The sequence below is a fragment of the Streptomyces gottesmaniae genome (assembly GCF_031845845.1).
GTDB classification, from domain to species: domain Bacteria; phylum Actinomycetota; class Actinomycetes; order Streptomycetales; family Streptomycetaceae; genus Streptomyces; species Streptomyces akebiae.
In genome coordinates this window covers 143,511-157,668 of record NZ_JAVRFJ010000006.1, presented here as the reverse complement: position 1 = coordinate 157,668, position 14,158 = coordinate 143,511, and the positions used below count along the sequence as shown (strand labels likewise).

The 14,158-nt window shown below is 71.3% G+C and carries 14 protein-coding genes and 1 pseudogene; 6 read left to right on the top strand and 9 right to left on the bottom strand.

Going from position 1 to position 14,158, the window contains the following annotated elements:
* Positions 1-10 precede the first annotated feature (10 nt).
* Positions 11-895 carry a helix-turn-helix transcriptional regulator gene (locus tag RM704_RS09465; RefSeq protein ID WP_033528812.1) on the bottom strand — a complete coding sequence of 295 codons (885 nt, stop codon included), beginning with the start codon at positions 893-895 and terminating at the stop codon, positions 11-13.
* A gap of 229 nt (positions 896-1,124) precedes the next feature.
* Between RM704_RS09465 and RM704_RS09460 the strand changes: the two genes are divergently transcribed.
* From RM704_RS09460 to RM704_RS09445, 4 genes and pseudogenes are all read left to right on the top strand, one after another.
* A complete protein-coding gene (locus RM704_RS09460) occupies positions 1,125-2,141 on the top strand; it encodes a zinc-dependent alcohol dehydrogenase family protein (protein ID WP_033528473.1) in 1,017 nt (338 codons plus the stop codon).
* A 27-nt stretch (positions 2,142-2,168) separates the two neighbouring features.
* Positions 2,169-2,579: a (R)-mandelonitrile lyase gene (locus tag RM704_RS09455; protein WP_033528474.1), complete on the top strand. Its 411-nt coding sequence runs from the start codon at positions 2,169-2,171 to the stop codon at positions 2,577-2,579.
* 51 nt (positions 2,580-2,630) lie between these two features.
* Positions 2,631-3,188 carry a cyclophilin-like fold protein gene (locus RM704_RS09450; protein WP_052146179.1) on the top strand — a complete coding sequence of 186 codons (558 nt, stop codon included), beginning with the start codon at positions 2,631-2,633 and terminating at the stop codon, positions 3,186-3,188.
* Between the two features lie 136 nt (positions 3,189-3,324).
* Positions 3,325-3,677, top strand: a pseudogene (locus RM704_RS09445) (SDR family NAD(P)-dependent oxidoreductase); the annotation flags it as partial.
* Positions 3,678-3,714: 37 nt separating this feature from the next.
* Here the strand turns inward: RM704_RS09445 and RM704_RS09440 are convergent.
* Entirely contained in the window at positions 3,715-4,374 is a 660-nt protein-coding gene (locus RM704_RS09440; protein WP_033528475.1) for a response regulator, read from the bottom strand.
* 1 nt (position 4,375) lies between these two features.
* Entirely contained in the window at positions 4,376-5,518 is a 1,143-nt protein-coding gene (locus RM704_RS09435; RefSeq protein WP_033528476.1) for a sensor histidine kinase, read from the bottom strand.
* Positions 5,519-5,752: 234 nt separating this feature from the next.
* On the opposite strand from RM704_RS09435, the gene RM704_RS09430 reads away from it, so the two are divergent.
* The gene (locus RM704_RS09430; RefSeq protein ID WP_052146145.1) at positions 5,753-6,382 is read left to right on the top strand and encodes a hypothetical protein; all 630 of its coding nucleotides are present in this window, start codon (positions 5,753-5,755) and stop codon (positions 6,380-6,382) included.
* A 95-nt stretch (positions 6,383-6,477) separates the two neighbouring features.
* Here the strand turns inward: RM704_RS09430 and RM704_RS09425 are convergent, their stop codons facing one another.
* From RM704_RS09425 to RM704_RS09400, 6 genes are all read right to left on the bottom strand, one after another.
* Complete coding sequence (locus tag RM704_RS09425) at positions 6,478-7,176, bottom strand: nitroreductase (RefSeq protein ID WP_033528477.1); 699 nt, start codon at positions 7,174-7,176, stop codon at positions 6,478-6,480.
* A gap of 119 nt (positions 7,177-7,295) precedes the next feature.
* Positions 7,296-8,030 (bottom strand): NADPH-dependent F420 reductase, encoded by a 735-nt coding sequence (locus tag RM704_RS09420; RefSeq protein ID WP_033528478.1) that lies wholly within the window; start codon positions 8,028-8,030, stop codon positions 7,296-7,298.
* A gap of 104 nt (positions 8,031-8,134) precedes the next feature.
* On the bottom strand, positions 8,135-8,728 hold the full coding sequence (locus RM704_RS09415; RefSeq protein ID WP_033528479.1) for a TetR/AcrR family transcriptional regulator: 594 nt from the start codon (positions 8,726-8,728) through the stop codon (positions 8,135-8,137).
* Positions 8,729-8,864: 136 nt separating this feature from the next.
* Complete coding sequence (locus RM704_RS09410; RefSeq protein ID WP_033528480.1) at positions 8,865-9,704, bottom strand: helix-turn-helix transcriptional regulator; 840 nt, start codon at positions 9,702-9,704, stop codon at positions 8,865-8,867.
* Positions 9,705-10,129: 425 nt separating this feature from the next.
* Entirely contained in the window at positions 10,130-10,879 is a 750-nt protein-coding gene (locus tag RM704_RS09405; protein WP_033528481.1) for an SDR family oxidoreductase, read from the bottom strand.
* Between the two features lie 1,319 nt (positions 10,880-12,198).
* A complete protein-coding gene (locus RM704_RS09400) occupies positions 12,199-13,383 on the bottom strand; it encodes a mandelate racemase/muconate lactonizing enzyme family protein (RefSeq protein ID WP_192829701.1) in 1,185 nt (394 codons plus the stop codon).
* Positions 13,384-13,474: 91 nt separating this feature from the next.
* Here RM704_RS09400 and RM704_RS09395 point away from each other — a divergent pair, with 91 nt between their 5' ends.
* Entirely contained in the window at positions 13,475-14,155 is a 681-nt protein-coding gene (locus RM704_RS09395) for a GntR family transcriptional regulator (RefSeq protein WP_033528483.1), read from the top strand.
* Positions 14,156-14,158 lie beyond the last annotated feature (3 nt).

Sequence of the window (14,158 nt, the reverse complement as noted above, 5' to 3'; positions counted from 1 at the left end):
CCGATGATCTTCAGCGGCTCGCGTCCGGTGCGACGGTCCGGGGCGTGGCAGCCCATGAGGCGAGCAGGCGGAGTCCCTCTTCCGAGGGTGAGCCCGGTTCGGCGGTGTAGATGGTGAGGGTGAGGCCGGGTTCGGCGGCCATCTCCAGGCCCTCGTAGGCGAGGGTGAGGTCGCCGACGGCCTGGTGGTGGAAGCGTTTGGTTCCGGTGCCGTGGTGGCGGACGTCGTGGGCGCCCCAGCGCGTACGGAAGTCGTCGCTGCGCGTGGACAGCTCGCCGACGAGGTCGTGCAGGCCCTTGTCGTGGGGGTTGCGGCCGGCCTCGGTGCGCAGGATGGCGACGGCGATGTCGGCCGCGAGGTCCCAGTCGGGGTAGAAGCGGCGGGAGGCGGGGTCGAGGAAGTTGAAGCGGGCCAGGTTCGCCTGGTTGCCGGGCGAGGCGTAGACGTCGGCGTAGAAGGCGCGGGCGAGCGCGTTGGCGGCCAGCACGTCCAAGCGGCCGTTGCGGACGAACGCGGGTCCGGCGGTGATGGCGTCCAGGGTCCACCGCAGGCTGCGGTGCGGCTTCCACTGGTCCTTGGTACGCCGTCGGCGGGGCCGGGTCAGGGCATCGCTGCCGTCGGCGGCCTGGGCCAGACGCAGCAGGTGCGCGCGCTCGGCGTCGTCGAGCTGGAGAGCGCGGGCGACGGCTTCGAGGACGGCCGGGGAGACGCCGGCGAGGTTGCCCCGCTCCAGTTTGGCGTAGTACTCGACGCTGACGTCGGCGAGCGCCGCGACCTCGCTCCTGCGCAGGCCGGGGACGCGTCGGCGCGAGCCGGTGGGCAGTCCCGCCTGCTCAGGGGTGATCTTCGCGCGCCGCGAGGTGAGGAACTCGCGGACCTCGTCCTGGTTGTCCACCCCACGACCGTACGCCCGGCGCGCCGGGGGAGGGATGTACTGCCGGTACACCCCTCGTCAGTGACTCGCTGCGGGCGTGAAATGCGGGTTACCTGGACGGTGTGGCGCTTCCCCGGCCGTTCCCCCGGCGGAGGGGGAGCGCCGCGGTCCCACGGGTTCCCGCTTCCGGGAAGGCCGGCACGCGGGCCGTCACCAGGCGGCCTGAACCCTCGTACGTAAGGAAGACCCCATGCGCGGCGCAGTGATCCACGCCCCTGGTGACGTCCGCTTCCAGACCCTGGACGACCCGAAGATCCTCCGTCCCACCGACGCGATCATCCGGACGGCCGTCACCTGTGTCTGCGGCTCCGACCTGTGGCCCTACCGCGGTGCGGAGCCGATCGGCGAGCCGCACCCGATGGGGCACGAGTACGTCGGCTTCGTGGAGGAGGTCGGCTCCGAGGTCACCTCTCTCCGGCCGGGCCAGTTCGTCGTCGGCTCGTTCGCCACCTCCGACAACACCTGCGCGAACTGCGGGAACGGCTTCCAGTCGAACTGCCTGAACCGCGAGTTCATGTCCACCTGCCAGGCCGAGTACGTGCGCATCCCCAACGCCCAGGGCACCCTGGTCGCCACCGACGAGGCGCCCGGCGAGGATCTCTGGCCCGGTCTGCTCGCTGTCTCCGACGTCATGGGCACCGGCTGGTGGGCCGCCGACGCCGCGGAGGTCGCGCCCGGCTCGACCGCCGTGGTCGTCGGCGACGGCGCGGTCGGCCTGTGCGGCGTGATCGCGGCCAAGGAGATGGGCGCGGAGCGGATCATCGCCATGTCCCGCCACGCACCCCGCCAGAAGCTCGCGCGTGAGTTCGGCGCCACCGACATCGTCACCGAGCGCGGTGAGGAGGGCGTGGCCCGGATCAAGGAGATGACCGGCGGGATCGGCGCCGACAGCGTCCTGGAGTGCGTCGGCACCGCCCAGGCCATGAGCCAGGCCCTGCACTCCGCCCGCCCGGGCGGCAACGTCGGCTTCGTCGGTGTCCCCCACGACGTCGCCGTCGACGGCCAGGAGCTGTTCTTCTCGCACGTCGGCCTGCGCGGCGGCCCCGCTCCCGTACGCCGCTACCTGCCCGACCTCGTCGACCGCGTCCTCACGGGCCGGATCGACCCGGGCAAGGTCTTCGACCTCACCCTGCCCCTCGCCCAGGTCGCCGAGGGCTACCAGGCCATGGACGAGCGCCGCGCCGTCAAGACCCTCCTCGAGCCCTGATCCCCCTCCACCCGAAAAGGAGCGGCCATGCAGATCACCCGCAGCTCGATCGACACTGTCAAGGGCCCGCCCGACTGGTTCACCGGCGACGTCCACATCGACGCCGTCGCCGCCGCCCCGGCCCCCTCCCGGGTCACCGCCGCCCTGGTGCACTTCATGCCCGGCGCCCGCACCCACTGGCACCGCCACCCGCTGGGCCAGACCGTCTTCGTCACCGAAGGCGTCGGCCTGTGCCAGCGCCGCGGCGGCCCCGTCGAGGTCATCCGGCCCGGCGACCGCGTCCTGTTCGAAGCGGACGAGGAGCACTGGCACGGCGCCGCCCCGAACCGGCTCATGGTCCACCTGGCCATCAACGAGGGCGACGACGACCACGCCGTCGTCCACTGGCTGACCCCCGTCACCGACGAGGAATACACCGCCACCCCGGCCAACGACTGACCTGTCCATGCCCACGTCCACGCCCGCATGACGACCCCGGGGACCTTCTCCATGCACTCCGCAGTCCATCGCAATCTGGTCCGCATCGCTCCGGCAGCCACCCTGCTGCTGGCCGTGGCCGCCTGCTCCAGCGACTCACCGGACGCCGCGCCGTCCCGTTCGTCCTCCGTCTCGGCCCCTGCGGGACGGGAGACGGCAGCATCCGACGCCCCGTCCGCCGCACCGGCCTCCCCGTCGTCCGCCTCCAGCAGGAGCACCGCCATGGACATCCGCGTCACCCTCGACGGCCGCTCCGTCGAGGCCACCCTGAACGACAGCCCCGCCGCCCGCGACTTCGCCGAGCTGCTCCCGCTCACCCTTGACCTGGAGGACTTCCACGGCACGGAGCGGGTCGCCGACCTGCCGCGCGCACTGGACACCTCGGGCGCCCCCGAACCAGCCGCGGCCAGGACCGGAGACATCGCCTACTACGCCCCCTGGGGCAACCTTGCCCTCTTCTACCGGGACGGGCCCGCGGCCTCCGCCGACCTGCTGATCCTCGGTCACCTCGACGTCGGCGCCGACCAGCTCGGCCGGGCCGCCCGCATCACCCTCGAAGCCGCCCCCTGATCCCCTCGGTCCGGCGCTGACGCACCTCGGCGTCCCGGCCCGCTCCACCTCTCGACACGCGAAGAGCGGTATGACCCCCACATGCTTGAACCTGAACCCCACGGACTTGAACTCCACCGACTCCAATCCCACCGGCGGCGCCGTCGTCACCTGCTCCTCCCTCGGTGGCCTCGTCGCAACCCCGGCCGCGCCGCCTACCACGCCACCAAGCACGGCGTGATCGGCCTGACGAAGAGCGCCGCCCTCGAGTACGGCGCCCGCGGCGTCCGCGTCAACGCCGTCTGCCCCGGCACCATCGCCACTCCCATGGTCGACACCATGATCGCCAAGGGGGAGCTCGACCGCACGCACATGGAGTCGGGCCAGGCCATCGACCGGCTCGGTACCGCCGAGGAGATCGCCCAGGCCGTCCTGTGGCTGTGCAGCCCCGGCGCCGGCTACGTCACCGGCATCGCCCTCCCCGTGGACGGCGGGTACACCGCCCGGTGACAGTCCTCCGCGTTGCCGTCGGCCTCGGCCCGCGGATTCACAGCAGGCCGAGGTCTCGGGCGCGTAGCGCCGCCTGGGTGCGGTCCCGCAGGGCGAGGCGGGTCAGGATGCGGGACACGTGGTTCTTGACCGTGCCCTCGCTGAGGTACAGGCGCGCGGCGATCTCCCGGTTGGTGTGGCCCTGCGCCACGAGTCGCAGGATGTCCGTCTCGCGTGGGCTCAGGGCGACAGCGGGGGCCTGGGGCGGGCCGGGGCGGGGCAGGGACGCGGTGAGGTGGTGGGCGACGGAGGAGTCGAGCTGTGTGACGCCCGCGTGCGCCAGGCGGACCGCGTGTGCGAGTTCCTCGGCCGGCAGGTCCTTGAGCAGGTAGCCGTGGGCGCCGGCCCGAAGCGCCTGGACGACGTACTCCTCGTCGTCGAACGTCGTCAGCATCACCACCCTGCACCCCGGGGCCCGGCTGCGCAGGACGGCCACCGCTTCGACGCCGTCCAGCTCCGGCATCCGGACGTCCATGAGGACCACGTCCGGGCCCAGTTCCAGTGTCTTCGCCACGGCATCCCGGCCGTTCACGGCCGTGCCGACGACCGCGATGCCCGGCCGGATGGCGAGCAGGGAGGCGATGCCGTCCCGGATGAGGGTCTGGTCGTCCACCACGAGCACGCGTACCGCAGGCCTGGGCTCCGGGTCGTCGTCCATGTCATGTCTCCCGTGTCTTCCCGCGGGGAACGGTCACCGTCAGCCGGGTACCGGTGCCGGGGCCGCTGTCGATGTCGACACGTCCCGCCACGAGGTGCACCCGCTCCCTCATCCCGAGCAGCCCGACTCCCGCGGTGGCCGCGTCCGGTGCGAAGCCCCGACCGTCGTCGGTCACCAGGAGACGGGCGACGTCCTCGGCCAGGTGGAGCACCACCGACACCCGCGTGGCCCGCGCATGCCGACGCGCGTTGGTGACGCCCTCCTGCGCGGCCCGGTACAGGGCGGTCAGTTCGGGCGCACCGTAGCCGTCCTGGTCGCCGCTCACCTCGACCGTGACCCGCGGCCGTGCCTCACCGCCGTGCGCCAGGCCGGCGAGCGCGGTCGACAGCGTGGGATGCGGCGTCTCGCCCCGTAGCGTACGGACGGACTGGCGTACGTCGACCAGCGCGAGCCGTACCGACCTCCGCGCCTCGTTCAGCGCCTGCTGGGCCGCGTCGGGGTCCAGGGCCCGGAACTCCGACGCCATCTCCAACTGCACGGACATCGCCGTGAGATGGTGCCCGAGGCTGTCATGGATGTCCCGGGCCAGCCGGTTGCGTTCGGTCGCGGCGGACAGCTCGGCGACCTGTGCCGCGTACTCCTCCGAGGCGAACCGCGCGCGCTGCTCGCCGACGGCCACGGCGGCCATCGAGAGCGCCAGCATCAGGCCGACGGAGAGCATCAGCAGGTCGGACACGCGCTCCGGGTCGCGATACCAGCCGGGCGCGGTCAGCTGGTACGCGGTGAGCGGCCCGGCCAGGCAGAGCGCGCCGAGCGCGAGCGCGGTCGTACGGCCGAACGCGAAGTAGGCGGTGAACGGCAGCAGGACGAACAGCACGTGCGACAGTCCCGAGGCGTCGAGGAGCACCACCACGCCGATCAGGGAGCAACGCGCCAACAGGATCGGCACCCGTGCGGCGGGTCGGCGCCGGCCGCACGCCTCCAAGGCGAACAGCGCTCCCACCGCGGCGACGAAGCCGACCGTACGCCAGACCGTCGGCCCAGGACCGCCGTCCAGATCGGCCGCCGCGTGGTACAGGCCGCCGAGCAACACCGCGCCGTACAACAGGGGCGGCACCCACCGCACAGGCACATACGCCGCCATGCACACCCCCTCGCCCGCTGCCGCCCAGGCTAGGCCGAACACGGCGTCGAGGGGACACTCGCGCGGGAACTCCGGCAGGGTCGGGCCGGACGGCACATGCCGAACGGCCGTACACCGCCCGGACGATGGTGACCTATGGCCTTCGATGCCCCCCGTTCCACACCTCCCGCCACCGCCCGCCCGCTCCCTACGGTGACGGCCCTGACCCACTGTCCGAGCAACCGGAGCGGCATCATGTCCTCACCCATCACCTCATCGGCATCGGCATCGGCATCGACAGCGGCAGCGGCAGCGGCGGTCCGCGCCGACGCGCTGTGCGGGACACTGGCCGGCCTGCTGATCACCCTGCCCGCGCTGGTCGAGGCGTTCACCGGCGAGACCTCCGCGACCAGCGTCGCGTTCGCGCTCGCACCCGCCTTCGCCCTGCCGCTGCTCACCGGCCTGCAACTCGTGCAGCGCCCGGCCTCCGGACGCTTCGGAGACGTCGCCCGCACCGTCAACCTCGTCGGCCTCGGCCTGTTCGGCGGCGCCGCCTTCGCCGCGAACCTGGTGCTGTTCTACTTCGACGACAACGTCGTCGACGCCACCCTGACCGGCCCCACGGTCCCCGTGCTCATCGGCTCCGCGGCCGTCTTCGCCCTGGGCTGCGCCCTGTTCGGAGCCGCGCTGATCCGTGCCCGGGTGTTCCCGAGGCTCCCGTCGTGGGGCTACGCCGTCGTCCTGCCACTGTTCGCTTTCCTGACCGCGCTCCCCGACTCCCTGCTCACCAGCGCCCTGCACGTCCTGGTCGGCGTGATCCTGCTGTGGCTGTCCGCCGCGCTGTGGCGGATGGCTCGACGTCCGGAACCGGGGTCGCCGCGATGAACAGCGGCTGGATCCTGCGGTGCTCGGCGGCCTGCGAGCAACGCACGAACCGGGTGCGTGTACGGGGAGGCCGGTTCGTTCCAGCGGCGGAGGAACTACGGCCTGCCGAGGACTCCCGGGGTGTCGTGCACGACCACGCTCGAATGCAGCGGAACCCGCTCCGTGCGGAGCGTGTTCACCGGTGCCGCGGGGTCGGCCATGCCGAAGGAGATGCCGAACAGCAGCTTGAGCTCCGCGGGGACCCCCAGGAACTCGCGGACGGTGCCGGCGTAGACGCCGAGTATGGTCTGCGGGATGCCGGCCAGCCCCCGGGCCGCCAGCGAGAGCAGGAAGTTCTGCGCGTACATGCCGATGTCGCCGGCCGTCCGCACCCCGTCGCCGAGCGCCGGCATGAACAGGAAGGCCGCATGGGGAGCGCCGTAGAACTCCAGGTTCCTGCGGACCACCGCCCTCCTGCCGTCCCGGTCCGAGCGCTCGACACCCAGGGCCCGGTAGACACTCGCGCCCAGGGCCTGCGACCGCTGGAGGTAGAGGCCCTCGCCGTAACCATCGGTGAAATCAGGGGAGGTCCGTCCCTCTTCCTCGGCCTGGAGCAGCTCCTTGCTCAGGGCGTCCCGCGCCGCACCTGAGACGACGTGCACCGTCCACGGCTGGGTGTTGCTGTTCGAGGGGGCCGTCTGTGCGTCTTCCAGCACGCCGCGGATGTCCGAAGGGGACAGGGCGGTGGCCAAGAACCGTCGGGGGGAGCGCCTGGAGCGTGCGAGGTCGGTGAAGGATGATGCGGTGCCGGGCAAGGCGGTTCCTTTCCGTAGCGCGGGGGACTGTGCGCTCGTCGTGTGCGTCTTGTTCGTTCGCGGTGTGCCGGCGCAGCCGCCCTCGTGCCGTCGCGTGCGCGAGAGTCGCGCCTGGTGACTCAGCGGTGGGCGGCGCGGTTCATCTCGACGACGTCCTCAAGGGTGGCCGTGGCCGGGAGCGTGGCGAGGCGTTCCGGCACGCTGTCGCGGATGCGGGCGTCCTTGACGCGGTCGGCCGCGGCCAGAGCCGCCGGCAGCTCGTCGAGGGTCAGCTCGGTGCAGTAGGCGGGGCTGTTCGGCTGCTGGCGCCAGGAGTCGGCCAGGGTGCCGGCGTCGTAGGGGTCGAAGCCGGTGTCGTCCACGAGCCGCATGGCCACACGCCGCGCTTCCTCGGAGTCCCCGGCGACGGGGATGGCGAGGCGGCCGGGCGTTCCGGCCGGAACACCCCGGGTGCGCTGGGTTTCGGCCAGGGCGGCGTTCCACGCCTTGACCACGGGGCGCCCCAGCTGCTCGGCGTTCCACAAGCTCTCGACCGCGCCGTTGTCCACGGCCTCGATCTGCCCGTTGAGGTGCGGATAGTAGTTCGAGGTGTCGATGACCACCGTCTCGGCGGGGACCGATGCGAACAGGTCGGCCAGCTTCCCCGCCACTCCGAAGGGGACGGCCAGGACGATGACGTCGCGGCCCTGGACGGCGTCGGCGAGTTCCGTCGCGCGGGCTCCGGACTCCAGCACCTCTGACCGGACGGCCTCGGGGCCGCGGGCGTCGGCCACCTGGACGTCATGACCGGCCGTGCTGAGCTTGGCGGCGAGGTTCCCGCCGATGGCACCGGCGCCTATGACAGTAATTTTCATGATGTGTCCTTCGGGAGGGTGCACTGCCCCTGAGGGCAGCGCGATGTGAGGGCTGGGTGGTGCTGCCACCTGGCGGTGTCGGGGCGGGGTCGGGCGCCCGACGTCTAGGCCCGGGTGTCCTGCTCGCGGTAGCCGCTCGCGATGAGCGTGCGGAGCCGGTCGAGGGATTCTTCCTCCGTGCCGGTGCCCTTGATCCAGGCGATGGAGCAGGCCGCGAGGAACAGGTCGTCGCCCCGCACCGACGCGCGCACGCGCCCCGCGAGCTGCGCGGCTCGCACGTACTGATCGGTGGCGGAGATGAGGATGTCGCAGGGAATCGTGAGCGGGTTCTCCGGCTCCTGCGCCCTGGCCGCGGCCATGAGCGGGTCCGGCAGGCCGCTGAAGGCGCTGAAGTAGTCCTCCATCGCCCGCAGCCACTGCTCCAGCGCCTCGGCGGGATCGTCGAGCCGCTCGATGTCCGCCTGACGGGCCACCAGTTCCTCGGAGCGCGTCTGCAGCACGGCCGCCAGCAGCGCCTCCCGGGTGGGGAAGTGCCGGTACAGGGTGCCGGGTCCGACGCCGGCCTCCTTGGCCACCGCCTCCAGTGAGGTGCCGACCCCGTGCTGCAGGAAGTGACGTTGCGCGGTCTCCAGGAGGGCGGCGCGGTTGCGCTGGACGTCCGCGCGGGGCTTGCGTCCCCGCTGCTCACCGGCGCTCATGCACCCTCCTGCCTTGCCCTGGTCCTGCGGCCGCACCAAAACGGATGCTGCCTCCGTATGCATTCGAGAGTAAAACGGAGGCGGCATCCGGTCAAATCGGCGGGCCGACCCCCGACCCGTTCTCCGGCCCAGGACGTCAGGGCGTGAGCTGCTGGTGCCCGATGACGGAGAGCAGGTCGAGTTTGCTGTGGCTCTCCGTGCCGGGGCGAGTGGTCAGCACCACCAGGGTCTGGGCGCGGTTCTCGGTGAACAGGATCTGGGCGTCGACGTCGATGCGGCCGAGTTGGGGATGGAGGATGGTCTTGCAGTCCTCGTAGCTCTGCGCGACCTCCTGAAACTCCCACATGCGGACGAACTCAGGGCTGTGTTCCTGGAGTTCGGCGAGAATCCGGGCGGCTCGGGCAGTGTCGCTGCCGGCTGTCAGCGCCGCCCGCAGGCGCGCCGCCTGGGCACGGCCGTGGCGTTCGTGGGTCTCCTCGGGAACCATCAGACGTTCGGCCGGGTCCATGAACCAGCGGTAGTAGCCGCTTCGGGCCAGACCGGTGTGGCGGGTCTGGTCGCCGAGCAGCGCCACGGCCAAGGGGTTCATCGCGAGAGTGTCGACCAGGTCGGTCTGCACCAGGGCCGGGCAGTCGTCCAGTCGGTCCAGGACCCGCAGCAGCGTCGGACTGACATGTTCCGAGCGGCGGAAGCGGGCCGGCGCGTTGTGGCCGATGAGGGCGAAGAGATGGTCGCGCTCGTCCAGGGTCAGCCGCAGTGCCCGGGCGAGAGCCGTGGTGATCTGGATGGAGGGCTGCGGGGCCCGCTGCTGTTCCAGCCGGGCGTAGTAGTCGGTGGACATGCCGGCGAGCTGCGCGACCTCCTCGCGGCGCAGTCCTCGGGTACGCCTGCGCGGCCCCTCGGCCAGCCCGACCTCGCGGGGCCGCAGCGTCTCACGCCGGTGGCGCAGGAATTCCGCCAGCTCCTTCTTGTCCATGCCCCCATCCTCGCCGTATCCCGGTCGGCTATCCAGAGACCGCCGATCCATGGCTGAGCACTCCTCTCCCACCGCGCGAAGCCGCCCACGAGTGCGTCCGACGCCGGGGGCGCTCGCGGATGGGACGGCCCGACGGTCCCTTTTTGTCCGCATGACCCGCTGGGAAAATCGCGGGCCGTCGGCGGCGCGCCGCACGCCGTCGGCATGCGAGACGGCCTGCCGCGACGGTCCCCCGTCGACGACGCCCGGCGCTCCGGGAGCGGCCCGGGCCTCGTCGGCCGGCTTGGCCGGGACGTCGAGGTGTGCCGTGTCGTCCGGGGGCGCTCGCGTGCCCGTCGGCGCTCAGGACGGAGCCGGGTCGCCGCCCGTGCGCCGACAGGACCTGCCCGCGTGCCGTTGTTCCGCGGCGGTCACCCACAGGTCGGTCAGCTGCCGCTGACCATGGCGAGGACGTCGTCGTAGGAGCCGGTGGCCACCGCGTCGCGGATGAACCTGGCGCGCTCGACGACCAGCTCCTTCGCGTCGGGCGTCGCGCGCAGCAGGTCGAAGGTCTCGGTGAGGAAGTCCTCCAACGGCATGGCGTGGTCGCTGTCCTGCTGGCCCAGCAGGGTCGTGCGCACGCCCGGCGGGACCACCTCGATCACCTGGACGCCGACGTCGGCACCGGCGAGCTGGATGCGCAGGCTCTCGGAGAAGGAGTGCAGGGCGGCCTTGGTCGCGCTGTAGGTCGGGGTGCTCTGATACGGGACGAACGCCAGCGCCGAGGTGACGTTCATGACGACCGCGTCGTCCTTGCCCACCAGCAGCGGCAGGAAGGCGTACGTCATCCGGATCGTGCCGAGCAGATTGGTCACGACGTGATCCTCGGCGACCTGGAGTTCGGCCGGGTCGAGGAGGTTCTCCCGCAGCATGATGCCGGCGTTGTTGACCAGGACGTTCAGGCCCGGGTGGCTCGCCGCCACGGTCTCACGGGCCCGGGCGATCGAGTCGGGGTCCGCGACATCGAGGACGACCGTGTCGATGCCCGGGTGCTCGCCCGCGATCTCGTCGAGGAGTTCCTTGCGCCGGCCGGCGACGACCACCTTGTTGCCGGCCTCGTGCAGACGCAGGGCCAGACCGAGGCCGATGCCCGAGGTTCCGCCGGTGATCAGGATCGTGTTGCCGGTCATCTTCATGGGGTCTTGCTCCTTCGGTACGGCGGGCCGGTGAGCGCCCGCGACCTCGACCGTAGGGGCGCCCGCGCAGGGGCGGGAGAGGAAGGTTCATCCATGGATCGGCGGTCCCTGGCTGATCCGTGGAAGCAGTCCGTGCGGCAAAAACGGCGATCCGTCGTTGCACCGCGACATCCGTACGGACCCTCTCCCACAAGCTCCAGGCGCTGTGGCCGGCTGACTTCCGTCGCACCGCGCGGACGGCGCCGACCAGCGGTGCCCGACCACTCGGACCTCGGACGCGGCGGGGCCCGGCCTCGCCGGTCACGCCTCCATGGGGCTGGCGGTGACTGAGTACGAAGGGCCGTCGCGTCCCAGAGGACGTGCCCGGCCACCGCGTCAGTACCGGCCGTTGAGGGCACGACGCTCGTCGGCCGCCTGGTGACCCGGCCGGTGCATCGGTCCCGTACCCAGGGTCAGGGACAGGCCCGTGCCCTGGTTGGCTTCCAGTGATCCCGGTCGGCCTGCATCACGTGCTCGATCCGGATGGGCAGCCGTTCTGTCGCTGTCCGGTGGCGGGGAAGACCGCGTTCGCGACAGCGGCTGCCACGCCGATCATCGTGACTTCGCCGAGGCCCTTCACCCCGAGGTCGTTGAGGATCAGGTCGGGCGCGTCGATGAAATCGAAGTCGATCTCCTTTAGGTCGGCGTTGACCGCGACCGGGTACTCCTCGATGTCTTCATCATGGCTTGGTCATCCTTTGTGACAGGGCCCCGACCATGGGGCCTCGACAGCCGCTGCCTCGACTGAGGGAGCGGGCAGCCGGTACTCACGATCCGGCCAGGTCGAGGTGGCTCACAGGGCCTGAGGTGTGGCCCGTCGCGACAGTGATCGTGGCAGTGACCGGCTCAACGCGGCGGGCCGGTGAGCGTCTGCGGACTCGACCGTAGGGGCGGCCAGGCAGGGGGCGGGAGAGGAAGATCTATCCAGGGATCGGCGGTCTCTGCCTGGGGGAGTCGTCCTACCAGCGGCGCACATCCGCCAACAGCGTCGGAATGCCTGGCGGATCCCGGCGGATCCCGGCCTCCCCGCAGGCCCGGCGGTCGGGGGCGGCTCGTTGACGACCGTCCGCGACGAGTCGGAGAGGCCAGGCTCCGCGAGGTACGCCCCTTCCCGGGCTCCACGTCGGCCCTGAGCACGGGGGGCCCTTGGTGAGCGCACATTCGTGGACGGAGGCTCGAACGCGCCTCCCGCCACCGGAGGGCGCATACGGCGGTGTCCGACCGGCAGCCCGACCGGTGGCGTCCGCCCGGTGGCGGGCGCGTCTGCGGTGGGGTGGCCGTCAGTCGTGCAGGGCGCGCAGCACCTTGTAGAAGGCGGCCTTGCTCTCGAAGCCGATGCCGGGGGTGTCGGTCAGGCCGACGCGGCTCTTCTCGACGACGGCGTCGTCGGCGAAGCCGCCGGTGGGCTGGAACTCGCCCGGGTACGACTCGTTGCCGCCGAGTTTGAGGGCGGCGGCGATGTGCAGGGAGAACTGGTGCCCGCCGTGCGGGATGCAGCGCCTCGACGACCAGCCGTGCTGACGGAGCATGTCCTGGATGCGCAGGTACTCCACCAGACCGTAGGAGAGCGCGGGGTCGACCTGGATGGTGTCGCGGTCGGGGCGCAGGCCGCCGTAGCGGATCAGGTTGCGGGCGTCCTGGAGGGAGAAGAGGTTCTCGCCCGTGGCGATGGAGCCGGTGTAGTGCTCGGCCACGGTGGCGTTGAGGTGGTAGTCGAGCGGGTCGCCGATCTCCTCGTACCAGAACAGTCCGTAGGGCTCGATGGCCCGCCCGTACTCCAGCGCCGTGTGGAGGTCGAAGCGGCCGTTGACGTCGACGGCCAGCCGGGAGCCGTCGCCGTCCAGGACGTCGATGACCGCCTCGATCCGGCGCAGGTCCTCCGCCAGGTCGGCACCGCCGATCTTCATCTTGACGACGTCGTAGCCCAGGTCGAGGAAGCCGCGCATCTCGTCCTGAAGGTCGGTGACGGTCTTGCCGGGGGCGTAGTAGCCGCCGGCCGCGTAGACGAAGACGGAGTCGTCGGGCTGCCCGTCGCCGTAGCGCTCGGACAGATATTGGTAGAGCGGCTTGTCCTCGATCTTGGAGGCCAGGTCGAACAGGGCCATGTCCACCACACCGACCGCGACCGAGCGCTCGCCGTGCCCGCCGGGCTTCTCGTTGTTCATCATCACGTCCCACGCCTTGGCGTGGTCCAGGCCGCCCCGCTCGTCGAGCAGGCTGCCGGGCTCTGCCTCGATGAGGCGTGGCAGGACCCGGCGGCGCAGGATCTCACCGGCGCTGTAGCGGCCGTTGGAGTTGAAGCCGTAGCCCACCACGGGCTTGCCGTCCCGGATGACGTCGCTCTCGATCGCCACGATCGAACAGTCCATGGAGCTGAAGTCGATCCAGGCGTTGCGGATCGAGGAGCTGATGGGGACGACGCCCTCGTAGACGTTGGTGATCTTCACCGCCGGTTCCTTTCTCATATCTTATAAGATGTACTGGCTGTTAGGCTGAGCCAGTCCGATGGGGGATGTCAAGGGGTGGGAAACCTCGGAAGGGGGCGGTCAGGGGGCCATGGCAGGACAGAACCTGTTCTTCAGCAAGAGCGACCTCGCCTACGCGGAACTCCGCGATCGGATCCTCTCCGGCACTCTCCCCGCCGGGTCACGGCTCGCCCAGTACGACCTCGCCGAGTCCCTGAACATGAGCATCACGCCCCTGCGTGAGGCCATCCGCCGCCTCAGCAGCGAGGGACTCGTCACCGTCGACACCCACCGCGACGTCCGGGTCTCCGTCATGAACTCGATCGAGGCCCGCCAGCTCTTCGAGGTCCGTCTGTCCCTGGACCCCACCGCAGTCGAACTGGCCGCCCAGCGACGGACCGACGACGACATCGCCACGATGCGGGCCGCCGTCGACAAGCTCCTCCCTGTCACCCGTCAATGGGGGGAGGAGGCGCTGACGGCGCACCGTGCCTTTCACCAGGCGCTGTACCGGGCCTCCCACAACGACGTCCTCATCCGTCTCCTGGACGACCTGTGGGACAAATCCGATCGCTACCGGCGCCTCGGCCTCGAACTCCCGCCCGGTGACGAACCCCGCACCCGGGACCTACAGGAACACCACCAGCTCGTCTCCCTCGTCGTGGAAGGCCGCGCCGCCGAAGCCGCCCAGTTGATGCGAGGCCACATCACCCACAGCCTCACCGCCACCGCCATCAGCGCCCTCGAAGACCGCGAGGCATCGTCCGGATAGCGC

What these genes read in the sequence shown, in the direction of transcription:
- RM704_RS09460 (WP_033528473.1), top strand. Translation starts at nt 1,125, where the DNA reads ATGCGCGGCGCAGTGATCCACGCCCCTGGTGACGTCCGCTTCCAGACC.
- RM704_RS09455 (WP_033528474.1), top strand. Translation starts at nt 2,169, where the DNA reads ATGCAGATCACCCGCAGCTCGATCGACACTGTCAAGGGCCCGCCCGAC.
- RM704_RS09450 (WP_052146179.1), top strand. Translation starts at nt 2,631, where the DNA reads ATGCACTCCGCAGTCCATCGCAATCTGGTCCGCATCGCTCCGGCAGCC.
- RM704_RS09440 (WP_033528475.1), bottom strand. Translation starts at nt 4,374, where the DNA reads ATGGACGACGACCCGGAGCCCAGGCCTGCGGTACGCGTGCTCGTGGTG.
- RM704_RS09435 (WP_033528476.1), bottom strand. Translation starts at nt 5,518, where the DNA reads ATGGCGGCGTATGTGCCTGTGCGGTGGGTGCCGCCCCTGTTGTACGGC.
- RM704_RS09430 (WP_052146145.1), top strand. Translation starts at nt 5,753, where the DNA reads ATGTCCTCACCCATCACCTCATCGGCATCGGCATCGGCATCGACAGCG.
- RM704_RS09420 (WP_033528478.1), bottom strand. Translation starts at nt 8,030, where the DNA reads ATGAAAATTACTGTCATAGGCGCCGGTGCCATCGGCGGGAACCTCGCC.
- RM704_RS09415 (WP_033528479.1), bottom strand. Translation starts at nt 8,728, where the DNA reads ATGAGCGCCGGTGAGCAGCGGGGACGCAAGCCCCGCGCGGACGTCCAG.
- RM704_RS09410 (WP_033528480.1), bottom strand. Translation starts at nt 9,704, where the DNA reads ATGGACAAGAAGGAGCTGGCGGAATTCCTGCGCCACCGGCGTGAGACG.
- RM704_RS09405 (WP_033528481.1), bottom strand. Translation starts at nt 10,879, where the DNA reads ATGAAGATGACCGGCAACACGATCCTGATCACCGGCGGAACCTCGGGC.
- RM704_RS09400 (WP_192829701.1), bottom strand. Translation starts at nt 13,383, where the DNA reads ATGAGAAAGGAACCGGCGGTGAAGATCACCAACGTCTACGAGGGCGTC.
- RM704_RS09395 (WP_033528483.1), top strand. Translation starts at nt 13,475, where the DNA reads ATGGCAGGACAGAACCTGTTCTTCAGCAAGAGCGACCTCGCCTACGCG.